The following is a 20781-nucleotide window of genomic DNA, read 5'->3' as shown; positions in this document are numbered from 1 at the left end:
TTGGTAAAATATATGGTGTAGGAATGAATCCAAATTTAATGTAATGAAAACAATAAAACACGAGTCGGCTCCTTCTTTATCAAACATGAAAGACATCTATTTCGGCCTCCTCATCAGAAAAAGAATTAAAAATGTATTGTTGATTAGCAGTAAATACGATGCATTCCTGATTGAACAAGATGGCAGAATAGACGAACAAATTTTTAACGAATATGTTTCTTTAAACCTACGTTATCCTCCGAGTTTTTTGCTTGCTCATACATCTAAGGAAACTTTCAAAATTTTAAGCGAAGATAGCATCGACTTAGTTATAATTATGTTGGGAGTAGGAAATAAAGAGGTTTTTGAAATTGCAAGAGAAATTAAGCAGGAGAACATAGATTTACCAATAGTTTTGCTTACAAATTTCTCGAAAGAGCTAATAGAAAAAATTGACAGTGGCTATTTATCTACCATCGATTACATTTTTAGCTGGCTTGGCAATGCCGATATTTTGATGGCAATCATCAAACTCATAGAAGATAAAATGAACCTAGTTCACGATGTTGAAGAAATTGGTGTTCAGGTGATTTTGTTTGTTGAGGATTCAATTAGGTACTATTCGAGCTATCTTCCACATGTTTATAAAATCATTTTTGTACAATCGAAACGCTTTATGCAGGAAGGTTTGAACGATCATGAAAAAATGCTGAGAATGCGCGGCCGTCCGAAAATTTTACATGCTACAAATTATGAAGATGCAAACAGAATTTATGACAAGTATAAAAATAGTCTTTTGGGCATAATTTCAGATATTGAGTTCAGTAGAAGTGGGAAAATTGATAAAGATGCAGGGATTCGGTTTTGCAGAAAAGTGAAAGAAGATGATAAATTTATGCCCGTTATTTTACAATCTTCCGATAAATCATATGAAGAAATAGCTCGCAAACTTGGAGCAGGATTTATTTATAAATATTCGAAAAATCTGTCAATCGATATACGAAATTATTTAATAAGAGAATTGGCATTTGGCGATTTCGTATTTTACGACCCCGACAGTATGTTAGAAATAGCCCGTGCAAACAATTTGCATAGCTTTCAGCAAATTATTGCAAAAATTCCAGCACGTTCAATCGAGTATCATTCTTCAAACAACCACTTTTCTAAATGGCTGAATGCAAGAGCATTATTCTATATTAGTTCAGTTTTTAAAATACTTTCCAAATCTGATTTTCAAGATGCTGAAGAAATCAGAGAGTACATGTTAGACACTATTTCCCTTTTCAGAAAAACCAAAGGTAGAGGAGTTATTGCAAAGTTCAATAAGAGATATTTCGACGAGTATCAGATTTTTTCAAGAATCGGCAACGGTTCACTTGGAGGAAAGGCCCGTGGATTAGCTTTTATCGATTCCATTATTACAAAAAACAAACTATCCGACAAATTTGAAGGAGTAAATATTACTATTCCTCAAACTGTAGTTCTTTGCAGTGATATTTTCGATAATTTTATGGAAAGTAATAATTTGTACGAAATTGCTTATTCTGGCATCTCAGACGAGCAAATCCTGAAATGTTTTGTAGATGCAAAACTTCCGGGCAGAGTACATCAAGACCTTTATGCATTTATTTCTGTAGTGAAAAATCCTATCGCCGTTAGATCATCCAGTCTATTAGAAGATTCACACTATCAGCCGTTTGCAGGAGTATATTCTACATATATGCTTCCCTTTATCGAAACTGATAGTAAACTTATGATAAGAATTTTATCGGATGCTATAAAATGTGTTTACGCTTCAGTATTTTTTAAAAGTAGTAGATCATATGTTTCAGCAACAACTAATGTCATCGATGAAGAAAAAATGAGTATTATTTTGCAGGAAGTTTGTGGCAACAAGTATGGAAACAGATTCTATCCAAGTTTTTCGGGAGTAGCTCGGTCGCTAAATTTTTATCCCATAGAGCCCGAAACAAGCGATGATGGAATTGCAAATATAGCTCTTGGTTTAGGGAAAACTATAGTTGAAGGCGGGACTTCAATACGGTTTTCGCCAAAATTCCCACAAAAAGTATTGCAATTATCGTCGCCGGAAATGACCCTGAAAAGTACTCAAAAGAATTTTTATGCCCTGAATTTAGACCAATCGAGTTTCAAAGCCTCCACAGACGATGGTGTAAATTTACTAAAACTCAGAATTAAAGAAGCCGAAAAAGATAAGTCATTAAAAGATATCGCCTCAACCTACGATTTTCAGAACGGAATAATCAGAGAAGGGACAATATATGAAGGGAAAAAACTAATAACCTTTTCTAATATTCTGAAGCACAATGTTTTTCCTCTTGCCGAGATTTTGCAAACACTCTTAAAAATTGGGGAGCAAGAAATGAACTGCCCCATAGAAATAGAATTTGCCGTAAATTTGGATACTCCCAAAGGAAAACCCAGGATTTTCAATTTTTTACAAATTAGACCAATTGTTGAAAATGAAGAAATTATTGATTGTGACATTGAAAATATTCCAGACGTAAATAAAATAATACATTCAAATTCTGCTCTTGGTAATGGAAAAATTAGCGATTTATGCGATTTAGTCTATGTAAAACCTGAATCCTTTGAGGCTTCTAAAAGTGAAAAAATTGTTGAGCATATAGAAAAGATAAACGATAGATTTATTAAAGAAAATAAAAACTATATACTAGTTGGTCCTGGAAGATGGGGCTCGTCCGATCATTGGTTGGGAATTCCTGTGAAATGGTCGCAAATTTCGAAAGCAAAACTTATTGTTGAATCCGGATTGCAAAATTATAGAATAGACCCAAGTCAAGGGACTCACTTTTTTCAGAATATTACCTCCTTTAGAATTGGCTATTTTACAATCAATCCTTACATTAATGATGGAATTTACGATTTAGACTTTTTATCTAATATAAAAGCTAAATTTGAAGATGAGTTTATTCGTCATATTCGTTTTTCAACTCCATTGAATGTTATTATTGATGGGAAGAAAAATATGGGAATTGTTATGAAACCTGAAAAATAATTACCCCAATATTTTAGACAACAAGTTAAGTATTTTTTTCAAAATACATGATGCAAAGCTTTGGATTAGACAATATTGTGAGTTTTAAGATTGAAAAAATAGTTAATTTCACAATGCTTATTTGACTATATTAAACAGATCGGCATCATTTCACAGGGTAAACGCACGAAACATTGTTTCAAATATAATATCGCTCCTACAGAGCTTAGTATCAGATGCATAAATAATTATTACAATAATATCAATCTTCTGGATTTCATGAATATATTTGATCCAGAGGGATGAACCTATGGTAATAATAATATTTCAACCTAATTAGTGTATCTAAGAAAACCTACTATTTCTGAGGTGGTTTTTAAGAAAGCGACAAGAACAAGGCTTGTGAAGTGTTTAATAACAGGAGTTTACTTTTGTAAATGACTTTTATTAAACACGAGTATAACGAAGTTATTGACGTTTTCTTAAAACCACTAATTAAAGCCTCGTAGAGGGGAAATTATCTTTTTCATGTTGCCATACATCATTCCAAAGCCATAAAGGTCAGATGCCCTGATAATATCTTTATCAACTGAATATGCCTTTTCGTGTAGAAAAATGATTCGTTTGTCTATTTTATTTGTTAAAAATATGTAAAAATAAAATTATTATTATTATTTTAGGCCTTTATTGATGTTAATTTAAAATATGAAAATATGAGTTTATTGATTGTGTTGAAAATAAGCGTAGTATCTATATATTTATTGAATAAACTAACAAAAATACCTGAGAAAGGGAACCTTAAGAAATATTATTTTTTTTGTAGATAGAAAAAAAAGTAACTTAATAATCTGATTTTTATGTTTATAGCACATTCAACATGAGTCAATATAAAAAAAGAAAACAGAAATATTTCGAAACCTATATTAAAATGTCAATTTTCAATTGTAAAAATCTAATAAATGAAAATTTAGCCTTAACAATATTAAAATACAATTAAATCAAAAAATTATGAAAAGAAAATCTACAAGTTCAAAAATTCTACAAGGAATTATTTTTGGTATTGCATTCCTTTGCTACTTTTGTGCAATACAAGCGGTTGAAGCTCAGACAGTTGTTCTGAGTGAAGATTTTGATAGTTTTACCTCTGGAGGAACAAGTTGCACGAGTACGTGTACTTTAACAAATAGCTGGACAAACGAAACAGGTGATGATAAAGATTGGTGTCCACGTTCAGGTTCTACGGGTTCTAGCAACACAGGACCTTCTAGCGACCATACCGGTAGTGGAAAATACCTTTATACTGAGGCAAGTAGCTGTTATTACAAAACCGCATATCTTAAGTCTCCGTCATTTAGTTTATCCGGTAATGCTACATTGACATTTTGGTATCATATGTATGGTTCTACTATGGGTTCGCTCACAGTCTATATTTCGACCAATGGCGGCTCATCTTATACTCAGCTATGGTATAAATCAGGCGATCAGGGAAACTCATGGCAAGAAGCTACTATAGATTTGTCCAGCTATTCCGGGAGTTCAAATGTGTGTTTAAGATTTAAGGGTGAAACAGGTTCTTCCTACTATAGCGATATAGCAATAGATGATATATCAGTTACAGTTTCTAATAGTGCTTTGAGTGAAAGTTTTGACAGTTTTACAACAGGTAATACAGCTTGCTCAAGTACAAGCACTTTATCGAATGATTGGTCAAACTCAACAAGCGATTATCAAGATTGGGTCCCGTACTCAGGTGCAACTTACACAAGCTATACCGGACCAAGTAGCGACCATAGCGGTAGCGGAAAATACCTATATATGGAATCAAGTAGCTGTTATAACAAAACCGCAGATGTTTACTCTCCATCGTTTAAAATAGCTGGTAGTAGTAGTACACTAACATTTTGGTATCATATGTATGGTTCTTCCATGGGTTCACTCACAGTTTATATAAACACTGGTGGCTATAGTTATACCCAGATTTGGAATATGTCAGGTGATCAGGGAAACGCATGGCAAAAGGCTACTTTAGATTTGTCCAGCTATGCCGGGAGTTCAAATATAAGATTAAAATTTAGGGGAACTACAAGTCCTTCCGATTATAGCGATATGGCAATAGATGATATATTAGTTAGTTCATCCGCTGTTTTGAATGAAGATTTTGATAGCTTTTACTCTGGATATACATATTGCACAAGTATATGTAATTTAGAGAATGGTTGGACAAACGAAACAGGCGATAATAAAGATTGGTGCCCGATTTCCGGTTCAACTCCTTCATCCTATACAGGGCCGAGTAGCGACCATACCGGTAGTGGAAAATACCTATATACAGAATCAAGTAGTTGCTATTATATGACAGCTTTACTTAAATCTCCGTCGTTTAACTTAAATGGAAGTAGTACACTTTCATTTTGGTATCATATGTATGGTTATTATATGGGCTCGCTTTATGTTTATATTTCGACCGATGGAGGTTCATCATACAACCAGATTTGGTCAAAATCTGGCGATCAAGGGAACTCCTGGCAACAAGCAATCATAGATTTGTCTTCTTATTCAGGTTCAAATTGCATTTTACGATTTCAGGGTGTTACGGGTTCGAGCTCTTCAAGCGATATGGCAATAGATGATATATTAGTTGAAACTGTAACTCCACCACCTGCAAACGATGCCGGAATTATCTCATTTCTTAATAGCCCCCATTGTCAAGGAACAAATGCAATTAAAGTAGAATTGAAAAACTTTAGTTCTACAGATATTCTTTCGTCTGCAACAATAAACTGGTCTGTGGATGGTGTTAGCCAAACACCTTATTATTATGTAGGGAGTTTATCCTCTGGGGCAAGTACTACTATCGAACTCGGTACACATTCATTTTTAAATTCACAATATTCAATTTCTGCCTGGTCAAGTTCTCCGAATGGTTCTGCCGATGAAGATCCATCGAATGATACATATACCATAGATAATCAGGCAACAAAGCTTTCAGGAACATACACAATTGGTAGTTCAGGCGATTATGCTGATTTTACTTCCGCAGTTAGTGTCTTAAACCACGTAGGCATTTGTGGCCCGGTAGTGTTTAATATCGAAGGCGGGACATACGATGAGTATATTTCATTTTCTTCAATAGATGGTACATCATCCACCGATACTATCACTTTTCAGCCGGAAGGCACAGAAGAGGTAATTTTTACATCTTCACCCGGAAATAGTTCCTATCTTGTCAAATTCGATGGTGGAGATTATATCACTTTTAAAAATATGACTTTCACAGCCCAAGGTTCAAGTACAAAAGTTTTTCACTTCGAAAGTGGAAGTGACTATATTACCCTTGATGGAAATATTCTTAATGGTGTTGAAACTAACTCGACTAACAGCGATGAGTCAATCATATATTCAGCATCAGGCACCACGAACTCTAATATAGTTATAAAAAACAATACTTTTAACAATGGCTCTTATGGAATGTATTTTTGGGGTAGTAGCTCAAATTATGAATATATAACTGAAATTATAAACAATACTTTCTCCGAGTTTTCATATATTGGTATATATTTGAAATATCAAAATTCACCACTTATTGAAGGTAATACAATTGTTTCCAGTGAAACCGACGGATATTCAAATCAGTCTGGAGTAAATTTAAGTTCATGTAAGTGGGCAACGAAAGTTTCAAAAAACTTTATTCAAGTGCATGGCACACTTGTTAATTATGGATTGTATATGTACGGTTGTCAAGGAGTTTCAGGACTTGAATTTGAGGTATCAAACAATTTTATTTCTTGCCATAACTCTACTTCAAACAGCTCAGGTATTTACTGTCAGAATTCAGATTATATTCAAATCTATCATAATTCGGTGAATGTAACTGATGGCAATTACAATGGTAAAGCATTATCAATGTATACCTGTTCCGACAATGAAATAGTAAACAACATACTTGCAAATACACAAACAATAGATGGAGGATACTCAATTTATTTATACTCAGTTACCATTGCAAATCACAACTACAACAATTTGATTACAAATGGAACAAATTTGGTTAATTGGGATATTAATGATTATACTGATTTGGCAAGCTGGCAAACAGCATCTGGAGGAGATGCCAATTCAATTTCTGTTGATCCGGTATTCTTTTCTGCTAGCGATTTACATTCTACCTCAAGTCAAATAGACAATGCCGGAACTCCACTTTCTGTAGTTGGCGACGACATTGACGGCGAGGCAAGAGATGCAAGTAATCCGGATATTGGTGCAGATGAGTTTACAATGTACTTGAACGATGCCAGTGTTATGGCGATGATTCCGGATACTTTTTGCCCTGGAAATACAAGTATTTCTGTTGAAGTGAAAAATCTTGGCTCAAACCCAATAAACAGCCTTGTTGTAAATTGGGAGATAAATGGCCTGCTTCAATCTCCGGTAACTTATAGCTCTACAATTTCTTCTGCCGCCAGTGTTCAGGTTACACTTGGAAACTATACTTTTAATAGTGTAACTGCTTACGATATAAATATTTGGACAAGTTTACCAAACAATACTGCAGATGGTGATACCTCAAACGACACTTTGAGTTTTATAGGTGTACAAACTGCATTAAACGGAAACTATATAATTGGTGGAGCTTCGGCAGATTTTTTAACTCTGAATGAAGCCGTTTCCTATTTAATGAATTATGGTGTTTGCGGACCTGTTATTTTCAATATAGAAGATGGAACTTATACCGAACAAGTTTCTATAGGTGAAATTCCAGGAGTTTCTGCTACAGATACTATCATATTCCAGGCATCTGCTTCTGCAAACCCGATAATTACATTCTCACCTACAGCTTCGGATAACTACATTGTGCAGTTTAATAATACTGAATTTATTACCTATAAGGACCTTACATTTACCGCAAACGGAACTATTTACGGAAGAGTTTTTGATTTTGCTAATGAAAGCCATAATATCAATATTGATGGAAATACCATAAACGGGCTTGTTACTACTAATACCGGAGATGAATCAGCGATCATTTTCTCTTATGATGGAACATCGAACAATAATATAATTATTCAGGACAACGAAATTTTCAATGGGAGTATATCAATTTCTTTCTACGGCAAGGATGCAAGCAATCTGGAAACTAATAACCAAATAATCAATAATCATATAGAAGACTTCCACTACAGGGGTATTGTAGTTTATTACAACGATGCCATTAACATCTCATCGAACACAGTAGAAGCATTGGAAAATGGTGCTAATGATACTCAAACAGGAATAGATATTGGGTATTGCGATAATGGTAATACTATTGCTAATAATGAAGTGCTTGTTTTTGGAAGTTCAACAAATAGCGGACTAACTGTTTATAGCTGTAGTGGTTCAAGCGGAAACGAAATTATGGTTTATAATAATTTTGTTTCTTGCCATAATTCAACCGGAATTAGTACGGGATTTAAGATTTCTAGTAGCGACTATGTTAATGCATATTATAATTCTGTCAATAATGCCTGTGGAAATACAAGTAGTAAAGTATTGTATGTGTTTAATGGCAGTAATATTAGAATTGCAAACAATATTTTGGCAAATACTTCGGCAACCGGTGGATATACTATTTACAAATATGGTTCTTCTAATATTGTTGTATGCAATCTTAACAACCTTTATTCTGCAGGTTCATATTTTGCCTTCTACCAAACTCATAGATCAGATCTGTCAGAATGGCGAGCCTATACCGGCTTTGATCTCATTTCAGTTTCAGTAAATCCTCTTTTTGTTTCAAATACCGATTTGCATGCTCGTTCAAGTGAATGCGATGGTATAGCAAATCCAATGCCAGACATTAGCACCGATATTGACGGCGAACCAAGAGATGCATCCTACCCGGATATAGGGGCCGACGAGTTTACATATGTAGCTACGGAGCTTTCAGGAACTTATACTATTGGAGGCACGAATCCCGATTTTGAAAGCTTTGCAGCTGCTAAATATGATTTAGACCTTTTGGGCATTTCTGGGCCAGTAATTTTCAATGTAAGGGAAGGAACTTATACAGAACAGATTTCTTTGCAGGCTATTTCAGGCTCTTATTCATGGAAAACTATAACCATTCAGCCCGAGGCATCGGCTAATGTGGTTGTTACTTATCCGGCAAATAGCAGCAATAACTATATTTTTGAGTTCGATGGAATAGAATATCTCAATATTTATGGTATTACATTTACTAAAACAGGCTCAAATTATGGAACTGTTTTTAATTTCAAAAATGAAAGTAACTATATTACAATTGATGGGAATACCTTGAATGGAACGTCAACCAATAGTAGTAGCTATAATTATGCAATAATTCATTCTGCAAGCTCAACAAACAATGAATATATAACAATTACTGATAATACAATAAATGCTGGTTCATACGGTATATATTTTGAAGGAAATAGCTTTAGCGATGTGGAATCAGGAAATGTAATTTCAAATAACACAATTGTGGATTTTGGCTATCAGGGTATTTATCTTAAATATCAGGATGCTATTGATGTTTCATCAAATACCGTAACTGCACGCAGCAATTTGGGTATTAATACGAACTATGGAATTTATGCAGCTTATTGCAAATGGGATTGTGTTTTCGCAAAAAATAGGATTACTGTATATGGACTTAACGAAAACTACGGTCTATATTTAGATAATGTCGATGGTTCACAATCAAATGAAGTAAACATAAATAATAATTTCATTTCCTGTAGCAGATCTTCGGATATAAGCTACGGTATGTACTTATATGAATCCAATTATATATATACATTTTACAACTCTGTAAACATTAATGATGGTAGCGCTGACAATGGTAGAGGCTTATATGATTATTCTTGTACATTTCTTGATATAAAAAACAACATTTTAGCAAATACCCAAACATCAGGCGGATATGCTATATATACAAATTCTACTACCGGAATAAATTCCTGCGATTACAATAACTTATTTACGAAAGGCGATAATCTTGGGTTTTGGTCATATGATTGTACATCTTTATCAAATTGGCAATCGGTTAGTAGCCTTGATGCGAATTCAGTATCTGTTTATCCGGCATTTGTTTCCAATACCGATTTGCACGCGAACAGTCTGGCTTGCGATGGTGCAGCTAGTCCCATTTCGGCAATTACCAACGATATTGATGGAGATGCAAGAGATGCAACAAATCCAGATATAGGTGCCGATGAGTTTGTTTGGGCCGATACCATGTCGCTGGCCGGACAATACACAATTGGAGGTACTAATCCCGATTACGAGACAATTACCGATGCAAATAATGCACTAACATATTTTGGTGTTTCCGGAGCGATAGTTTTTAAGCTGAGAACCGATACATTTGTCGAACAAATTAGTATTCAGGAAATTACGGGTGAATCTGCTACAAATACTATCACTTTTGAAGCAGACTTGAATGCATCGCCTGTTATAATGTACCACATAACAGGTTCTGAAAATAATTATATTATTCAACTGGATGGAGCAGACTATCTAAGCTTTAAAAACTTGATATTTACTGCAACATCAAGTAATAGCTATTCTTATGGAAGAGTATTCGATTTAGTGGCCGGTAGCAACAATATTGAAATATCTGGTAATTCGATAAATGGAGTTCTTACAAGTAGCAGCGATAATTCTATATCCGCAATATATTCTTACGCAGCTAACAACAATATTGTAATTTCTGATAATGACCTCTATAATGGCTCATTTGGAATTTATTTTGATGATGCTTCCAGTAACGGAACCGGTAACGAAATCCTAAACAACAACATTTCAAACTGTTATAATGGAGGAATTCGTTTAACAAATCAAGACCAAATTATTGTTGAAGGAAATAATATAGCTACAAAACTAAGCGGAGGTTATACTAATCAATATGGAATTTATGCTAAATACTGCGATAATACATTAAGAATTGTTGCAAATCAAATACAAGTATATGCTCAAAGTTACAATTATGGATTATATTTTTATCAATGCGATGGAGTTTCAGGCAGCGAAAGCATGATATACAATAATTTCGTTTCAACTCACAACTCAACCTATCGTAGTTATGGAATTTATTTATCTAATACACATTATTGTGGGATATACAACAATTCGGTGAATATTACCGATGGAGATGACGATAATGGGATTGCTCTATATGTTTATTATAGCGGTAACATTGAAGTATTAAATAATATTTTGGCAAATACTAAACAGATAGATGGAGGTTATGCTTACAAAGGAAACTCTACAAACATTACAAACAGCGATTATAACCTACTTTTTTCTTTTGGTGAAAACTTAGCATATTGGGGAGCAGATTGTGCCAATTTGAGTGCTCTACAAACCTCCAGTTCAATGGATGCAAATTCAGTATCGGCAGAACCATTTTTCTATTCCGATACCAATTTGCATATAAACAGCTCGGCTTGCGATGGTGCAGCAACACCTATTGCGGCAATTACCACCGATATTGATAACGAAGCTCGCGATGCATCAAATCCTGATATTGGTGCTGATGAGTTTTTATTAGCTCCTCCGATTATTCAGGCTTCAAATATTACATTTGCCAATTTGCAACCAACACTGATGGATATAAACTGGACACGTGGTTATGGCGATAGCTGTACTGTGTTTATTCTTGCCGGAACAAGTGGAACGGCATCACCGGTAGATGATGTTTTTTATGAACCGGATGCTGATTTTCAAAATGGTGATCAGATTGGAACATCAGGTTGGTTTTGTGTTTACAGAGGCACAGGAACTTCTCTGACTATTACAGGACTTACAAGCTTAGATTACCGTGTGCATGTTTGTGAATTTAACAATGGCTCAATATTGTATAATAGTGATTCTGCATTAAATAATCCTTCAAATCAGCAACTGTCGGATTGTTCCTACCCCGCAAACCAAACAGAAACAAACCTTGCAGCTACATCAATAGATTTGGGCTGGACCGAATACGGTTCTGCTTCAACCTGGGATATCGAATGGGGCGTGGAAGGTTTTACACAAGGCAACGGAACTACAATTTCAGGGGTTACATCAAACCCATACACACTTACAGGTTTAGCAGTCGGCACAATTTACGACTGGTATGTACGTGCCGATTGTGGAGGTGTTGATAGTAGTACATGGACAGGCCCTAATACTTTCACAATCCCATGTCCGGTTGTTACAAGTATAACGGACTGGAACCAGACAATAAAAGCAGTTGCAAGCGACAGGGCAGCTAATGATTGGTTTGGCCATTCTGTTTCAATATCGGGGGATTATGCTATTGTTGGTGCTTATCAGGAAGATCAAGATGCCGCTGGTAACAATTATGCTAGTTATGCCGGCTCAGCTTATATCTTTAAAACTTCTGATTGTGGGGCAAGCTGGACGCAGGTGCAAAAAATTGTAGCAAGCGACAGGGCAGCTTCTGATTGGTTTGGCTATTCCGTTTCAATATCTGGTGATTATGCTATTGTAGGTGCTCCTTCTGAAGATCAAAATGCCTTTGGTGGTTACACATTATCTAGCTCTGGTTCTGCATATATCTTTAAAACATCAGATGGCGGGGAAACATGGACAGAGACAGAAAAAATTGTAGCAAGCGACAGGGCAGCTTCTGATAATTTTGGCAGGTCAGTCTCAATATCGGGTGATTTTGCTATTGTAGGCGCTTGTTATGAAGATGAAGATGCCTCGGGTGGTAACACTATGAGTACTGCCGGTTCTGCCTATATTTTTAAAACTTCTGATGGTGGGGAAACATGGACAGAGACAGAAAAAATTGTGGCAAGCGACAGGGCAGCTTATGATTATTTTGGCCAGTCCGTCTCAATATCAGGTGATTATGCAATTGTTGGTGCTAATGAGGAAGACGAAGATGCTACAGGTGGTAATTATCAATCTAAAGCCGGTTCTGCTTATATATTTAAAACTTCTGATGGCGGAGCTACATGGACAGAGACAGAAAAAATTGTAGCAAGCGACAGGGCAGCTAATGATAATTTTGGCTATTCCGTAGCAATATCAGGTGATTATGCTATTGTTGGTGCTTTTGCTGAAGATGAAGATGCCACAGGTGGTAATACTATGAGTTCTTCCGGTTCTGCCTATATATTTAAAACTTCTGATGGTGGAGCAACATGGACAGAGACAGAAAAAATTGTAGCAAGCGACAGGGCAACTTCTGATAATTTTGGCAGGTCAGTCTCAATATCAGGTGCTTATGCTATTGTTAGTGCTTATGTCGAAGATGAAGATGTAGCTGGTGGTAACACTATGGATGGTGCCGGCTCTGCTTATATCTTTAAAATTTCTAGTAGCGGGGAAACCTGGACAGAGACAAGAAAAATAGTAGCAAGCGACAGGGCAGCTAATGATAATTTTGGCCGCTCAGTCTCAATATCAGGGGATAATGCTATTGTAGGTGCTTATTATGAAGATGAAGATGCCGCTGGTGCTAATACTATGTCTGATGCCGGCTCAGTTTATATCTTTGGAGGCGTACCTGCTACATGCCCCGAACCATCATCCCATATAGCAACAAACTGTTTCGCAAGCTCAGCCGAGCTTGGCTGGACAGAAAATGGAACAGCCACAACCTGGGATATTGAGTGGGGCTTGGAAGGCTTCACACTAAGCAACGGAACTACAATCTTAGGAGTTACATCAAACCCATACACACTTACAGGTTTATCAGTCGGCACAATTTACGACTGGTATGTACGTGCCAATTGTGGAGGTGGTGATAGTAGTGAATGGACAGGCCCAAATACATTCGCAATCCCATGTCCGGTTGTTTCAGATATCACGGACTGGAACCAGATAATAAAAGCAGTTGCCAGCGACAGGGCAGCTTCTGATAATTTTGGCAGGTCAGTCTCAATATCAGGTGATTATGCTATTGTAGGTGCCATTAAAGACGGTGAAGATGCCGCTGGTGGTAATACTATGAGTAATGCCGGATCGGCCTATATCTTTAAAACTTCTGATTGTGGGGCAAGCTGGACCCAGGTACAAAAAATTGTAGCAAGCGACAGGGCTGCTGATGATTGGTTTGGCTATTCTGTTTCAATATCGGGAGATTATGCAATTGTTGGAGCTTCTCGGGAAGATGAAGATGCTACGGGCGGTAATTATAAATCTTTTGCTGGTTCTGCATATATCTTTAAAACTTCTGATGGCGGGGAAACCTGGACAGAGACAGAAAAAGTTGTAGCAAGCGACAGGGCAGCTTATGATTATTTTGGTTCTTCCGTATCGATATCAGGTGATTATGCTATTGTTGGCGCTTTTCAGGAAGATGAAAATGCCGCGGGTTATAGCACTATGAGTTATGCCGGTTCTGCCTATATCTTTAAAACTTCTGATGGCGGGGAGACATGGACAGAGACAGAAAAAATTGTAGCAAGCGACAGGGCAGCTAATGATTATTTTGGCAGCTCCGTCTCAATATCGGGGGATTATGCTATTGTAGGTGCTTATTATGAAGATGAAGATGCCTCGGGTGGTAATACTATGAGTAATGCCGGTTCTGCTTATATCTTTAAAACTTATGATGGAGGGGAAACATGGACAGAGACAGAAAAAATTGTAGCAAGCGACAGGGCAGCTGATGATTATTTTGGCAAGTCCGTCTCAATATCGGGGGATTATGCTATTGTTGGTGCTTATCAGGAAGATGATGATGCCTCGGGTGGTAACTCTATGGATGGTGCCGGCTCTGCTTATATTTTTAAAACTTCTGATGGCGGGGAAACCTGGACAGAGACAGAAAAAATTGTAGCAAGCGACAGGGCAGTTGCTGATTATTTTGGCCTCTCAGTCTCAATATCGGGGGATTATGCTATTGTGGGTGTTTATGGCGAAGATGAAGATGCCTCGGGTGGTAACACTATGGATGGTGCCGGCTCTGCATATTTCTTTAGAACTTCTGATGGCGGGGAAACCTGGACAGAGATAGAAAAAATTATAGCAAGCGACAGGGCAGCTGCTGATTATTTTGGCCTCTCAGTCTCAATATCCGGGAATAATGCTATTGTAGGTGCTTATACAGAAGATGAAGATGTTGCGGGTGCTAATACTATGTCCGATGCCGGTTCTGCTTATTTCTTTGGAGGCATAGATGCTTCTTGCCCCGATCCATCATCTCCAACAGAAAGCTACATGACCGCAAGTTCAGCCGATCTTGGCTGGACTGAAAACGGAACAGCCACAAGCTGGGATATCGAATGGGCCCTGGCAGGTTTTATACAAGGCAACGGAACTACAATCTCAGGGCTTACATCAAACCCATACACACTTACAGGTTTAACAGACGGCACAACTTACGACTGGTATATACGTGCCGATTGCGGAGGTGATGACTATAGTGCATGGACAGGCCCATATACATTCACATTCACAATCCCTTGTCCGGTTGTTTCAAATATCACGGACTGGAACCAGATAATTAAAGCAGTTGCCAGTGACAGGGCAGCTTCTGATTATTTTGGCTATTCTGTATCAATATCAGGGGAATATGCTATTGTTGGTGCATATAAGGAAGATGAAGATGCCACTGATGGGAACTCTATATCAGATGCCGGCTCTGCTTATATCTTCAAAACTTCTGATTGTGGGGCAAGCTGGACGCAGGTACAAAAAATTGTAGCAAGCGACAGGGCAGCTGATGATCATTTTGGTTATTCCGTCTCAATATCGGGTGATTATGCTATTGTTGGCGCTTATCAGGAAGATCATGATGCCACGAGTAGTAATCCTATGGTTTCTGCTGGATCTGCCTATATATTTCAAACTTATGATGGCGGTGAGACATGGACAGAGGTACAAAAAATTGTAGCAAGCGACAGGGCAGCTTCTGATTATTTTGGTAAATCCGTCTCAATATCGGGTGATTATGCTATTGTTGGTGCTTCTAATGAGGATTCAGATGCCTTGGGTGGTAGCCTTATGAATAATACTGGATCTGCATATATCTTTAAAACTATAGATGGCGGTGCGACATGGACAGAGACGAAAAAAATTGTAGCAAGCGACAGGGCAGCTGAAGATTATTTTGGTTATTCCGTCTCGATATCGGGGGATTTTGTTATTGTAGGTGCTTATTCTGAAGATGAAGATGCCTCGGGTGTTAACACTATAAGTTCTACCGGTTCTGCATATATATTTAAAACTTCTGATGGCGGGACAACATGGATAGAGACAGAAAAAATTGTAGCAAGCGACAGGGCAGCTAATGATTATTTTGGCTATTCAGTCTCAATATCGGGTGATTATGCTATTGTTGGTGCTTATCGGGAAGCTGAAGATGCCTCAGGTGGTAATACTATGAGTACTGCCGGTTCTGCTTATATCTTTAAAACTTCTGATGGCGGGCTAAGCTGGACAGAGACAGAAAAAATTGTAGCAAGCGACAGGGCAGGTTCTGATTATTTTGGTTATTCCGTCTCAATATCAGGGGATTATGCAATTGTTGGTGCTTATCAGGAAGATGAAGATGCCGCGGGAGGTAGCACTAAGAGTTATGCCGGATCTGCATATATTTTTAAAACTTCTGATGGCGGGGCATCTTGGACAGAGACAGAAAAAATTGTAGCAAGCGACAGGGCAGCTTATGATTATTTTGGCTCGTCCGTTTCAATTTCAGGGAATTATGCTATTGTTGGTGCTTATCGGGAAGCTGAAGATGCCGCGGGTGGTAATACTATGAGTTTAGCCGGATCGGTCTATATCTATGGAGGCTTAGATACTACATGCGATCCATCATCTCAAACAGAAAGCAACATCACAGCAAGCTCAGCCGAACTTGGCTGGACTGAAAACGGAACACCCACAAGCTGGGATATCGAATGGGGCGTGGCAGGTTTTACTCAAGGCAACGGAACTACAATTTCAGTACTTACATCAAACCCATATAGTTTAACAGGCTTAGCAGGTGGTACTATGTATGACTGGTACATTCGCTCTGATTGTGGGCCTGGTAGCAGCAACTGGGTTGGGCCCGCAACATTTACCACAAATGTAACAGCTCCCGTTACTCAGGCCACTAATGTTAGTTTTTCAAATGTTCAGGGAACTCAAATGGATATTAGCTGGACACGAGGTGATGGAGATAGTTGTGTTGTATTCATGAGTGTTGGTACAAGCGGAACAGCATTGCCGCTTGATAATGTAACTTATAATACCGGCCTGACACTTCAGGATGGCGACCAGATAGGCATTTCACCCTGGTTCTGTATTTACAGGGGAACAGGAACTTCTGTTACCGTAACAGGGCTCCTTGAATTAACAAATTATCGTGTGCATGTTTGTGAGTTTAACTACGGTTCTACACATCACAATATTAGTTCATCAACCAATAACCCCTCCAATCAGCCAACACCGGAGACTTGTGACTACCCAAGCAATCAAACTGTAACTAACATCACGGCAAGCTCAGCCGATCTTGGCTGGACAGAAAATGGAACAGCCACAAGCTGGGATATCGAGTGGGGCGTGGCAGGTTTTATACAAGGCAACGGAACTACAATTTCAGGGCTTACATCAAACCCATATAGTTTAACAGGTTTATCATATGGTATGTATGACTGGTACGTACGTGCCAATTGTGATGGAAGTAATAGTAGTGCATGGATAGGACCGAATACATTTGCAACCCCTTGTCAGGATGTTTCAGATATCCAGGACTGGGAGGAGATAATAAAAGCAGTTGCAAGTGACAGGGAAGCTTCTGATTATTTTGGCTTTTCTGTATCAATATCAGGAGATTTTGCAATTGTTAGTGCTAGTTATGAAGATCATAATGCCACTGGTAACAATTATGCTAGTTCTGCCGGCTCAGCTTATATCTTTAAGACTTCTGATGGCGGGGCAACATGGACAGAGGTTCAAAAAATTGTTGCAAGTGACAGGGCAGCCTATGATAAATTTGGCTCTTCCGTCTCAATATCGGGAGATTATGCAATTGTTGGTGCTGTTTATGAAGATGAAGATGCCACTGGCGGAAATACTGCAACTAGTGCCGGATCTGCTTATATTTTTAAAACATCTGATGGCGGGGCAACCTGGACAGAGGCACAAAAAATTGTTGCAAGTGACAGGGCAGCCAGTGATAATTTTGGTATTTCCGTATCAATTTCGGGAGATTATGCAATTGTTGGTGCTGTTTATGAAGATGAAGATGCCTCGGGTAACAATTCTATGAGTAGTGCCGGATCTGCTTATATCTTTAAAACTGCTGATGGCGGGGCAACCTGGACTGAGGTAAACAAAATTGTTGCAAGTGACAGGGCAACCGGTGATTATTTTGGTTATTCCGTATCAATATCGGGATATTGTGCAATTGTTGGTGCTTATTATGAGGATGAAGATGCCGCGGGTAACAATTTTGAGGGTAGTGCCGGTTCTGCTTATATCTTTAAAACTTCTGATGGCGGGGCAAGCTGGACTCAGGCACAAAAAATTGTTTCAAGTGACAGGGCAGCCGGTGATAATTTTGGTAATTCCGTATCAATATCGGGAGATTATGCAATTGTTGGTGCTTATTATGAAGATGAAGATATCAATGGGAATAATTATGCGTATGATGCTGGTTCTGCTTATATCTTTAAAACTGTTGATGGCGGGGCAAGCTGGACTCAGGCACAAAAAATTGTTGCAAGTGATAGGGCAGTTTGGGATGAATTTGGTACTTCTGTTTCAATATCAGGAGATTTTGCCATTGTTGGTGCTTGTCTGGAATCTGAAGATACCTCGGGTGCTAATACTTTAAGTGAGGCAGGTTCTGCTTATATCTATAAAACTAATGATTGTGGAGCAAGCTGGACAGAGACAGAAAAAATTGTAGCAAGCGACAGGGCAGCTTATGATTATTTTGGCTTGTCCGTATCAATATCAGGAGATCATGCGATTGTTGGTGCTATGTATGAATCAGAAGATGCCGCTGGTGTTAATACTAAGAGTTATGCCGGTTCTGCTTATTTCTTTGGAGGTATAGCTAGCTGCTCCAATCCATCATCTCAAACCGTAACTAACATCACAGCAAGCTCAGTCGATCTTGGCTGGACTGAAAACGGAACAGCCACAAGCTGGGAAATTGAATATGGAGCACCTGGATTTAGCCAGGGCAGCGGAACAGTGGTTTCAGGAATTTCAACAAATTCATACACTTTATCAGCCTTGGGTGAAGGTACATCTTACGATTGGTACGTCAGGGCAGATTGTGGAGGAGGCTCGCTCAGTAATTGGGTGGGACCACATAATTTCACAACCGCTTTCTGTACCGTAGTAGTTACGGCAAGTTTAGATAGCGAGCCATCTTGCAATGGTCTGGCTGATGGCTCGGCAATAGCTACCATAAGTGGAGGCATTAGTCCTTTCACATATTCATGGTCGAATGGCAGCATTGCGAATACCGCTTCAAATCTTTTGGCCGGAACTTATACAGTTACAATAACTGATAACTTTAATTGTATGGCTACTGATGATGTAGTAATATCGCAGCCCGATGATTTGATTGTTTCTCTTGACCAGCAAACCAATGTTTCATGCTTTGGCAATACTGATGGAGCAATAGATATTTCCGTTTCGGGCGGAACAACCGATTATAATTACCTATGGTCGAATTCCGAAACTACCCAGGATATTTCCGGACTAATGGCAGGGACTTATTCAGTTACAGTTACAGATGCTCAAAATTGTGAAACCACTGAAACTTTTGTTGTTACCGAACCAGATGTTTTGGCAATAACTTTAGACTTACAAACCAATATTTCATGCTTTGGCAATGCTGATGGAGCTTTAGACATTTCTGTTAGCGGAGGAACACAGGCTTATTCTTACTTATGGGCAACTGCTGAAACAAGTCAGGATATTTCTAACTTATTACCCGGAACATATGATGTTACGGTTACAGATGCACAAAATTGCGTTGAAACCGAAACCTTTGTAGTTACCGAGCCCGATATTTTGGAAATAACTTTAGACTTACAAACCAATGTTTCCTGCTTCGGCAATATGGATGGAGCCATTGATATTTCTGTTAGCGGAGGAACTCAGGCTTATTCTTACTATTGGGCCAACGCTGAAACAAGTCAGGATATTTCTAACCTGGCTGCCGGAACATATGATGTTACGGTTACAGACTCACAAAATTGTACCGATACAGAAAGCATCGTAATTACTGAGCCTGATGTGTTGGAGCTATCCTTAGTTTCTCAAACAAATGTTTCTTGCTTCGGCAATGTTGATGGAGCTTTAGATATTTCTGTCATTGGGGGAACACAATCATATTCATACTATTGGGCAACTGCTGAAACAAGTCAGGATATTTCCGGACTAATGGCAGGGACTTATTCAGTTACTGTAGCAGATGCACAAAATTGTGAAACCATTGAAACTTTTGTTGTTACCGAACCCGACATTCTGGAAATAACATTAGACTTACAAACTGATGTTTCCTGCTTCGGCAATGTAGATGGAGCTCTTGATATTTCTATTAGCGGAGGAACTCAGGCTTATTCTTACCTATGGGCAACTGCTGAAACAAGTCAGGATATTTCTAACTTATTACCCGGAACATATGATATTACGATTACAGATGCGCAAAATTGCGTTGAAACCGAAACCTATGTAGTTACCGAACCCGATGTTTTGGAAATAACTTTAGACTTACAAACTAATGTTTCGTGCTTCGGCAATGTTGATGGAGCTATAGACATTTCTGTTAGCGGAGGAACTCAGGCTTATTCTTACTTATGGGTAACTGCTGA

Annotated in this window: 2 protein-coding genes; both read left to right on the top strand. The window is 38.1% G+C overall.

The genetic code is table 11. The features are described from left to right. Positions 1–85 precede the first annotated feature (85 nt). The gene (locus HN894_16200) at positions 86–3019 is read left to right on the top strand and encodes a phosphoenolpyruvate synthase (GenBank protein MBT7144866.1); all 2934 of its coding nucleotides are present in this window, start codon (positions 86–88) and stop codon (positions 3017–3019) included. Between the two features lie 987 nt (positions 3020–4006). Then, on the top strand, positions 4007–20781 hold a 16775-nt coding region (locus HN894_16195), incomplete at its 3' end, for a hypothetical protein (protein MBT7144865.1).

This window comes from Bacteroidota bacterium, assembly GCA_018692315.1.
Taxonomy (GTDB): domain Bacteria; phylum Bacteroidota; class Bacteroidia; order Bacteroidales; family JABHKC01; genus JABHKC01.
This window is presented reverse-complemented; position numbering and strand designations above follow the sequence as displayed.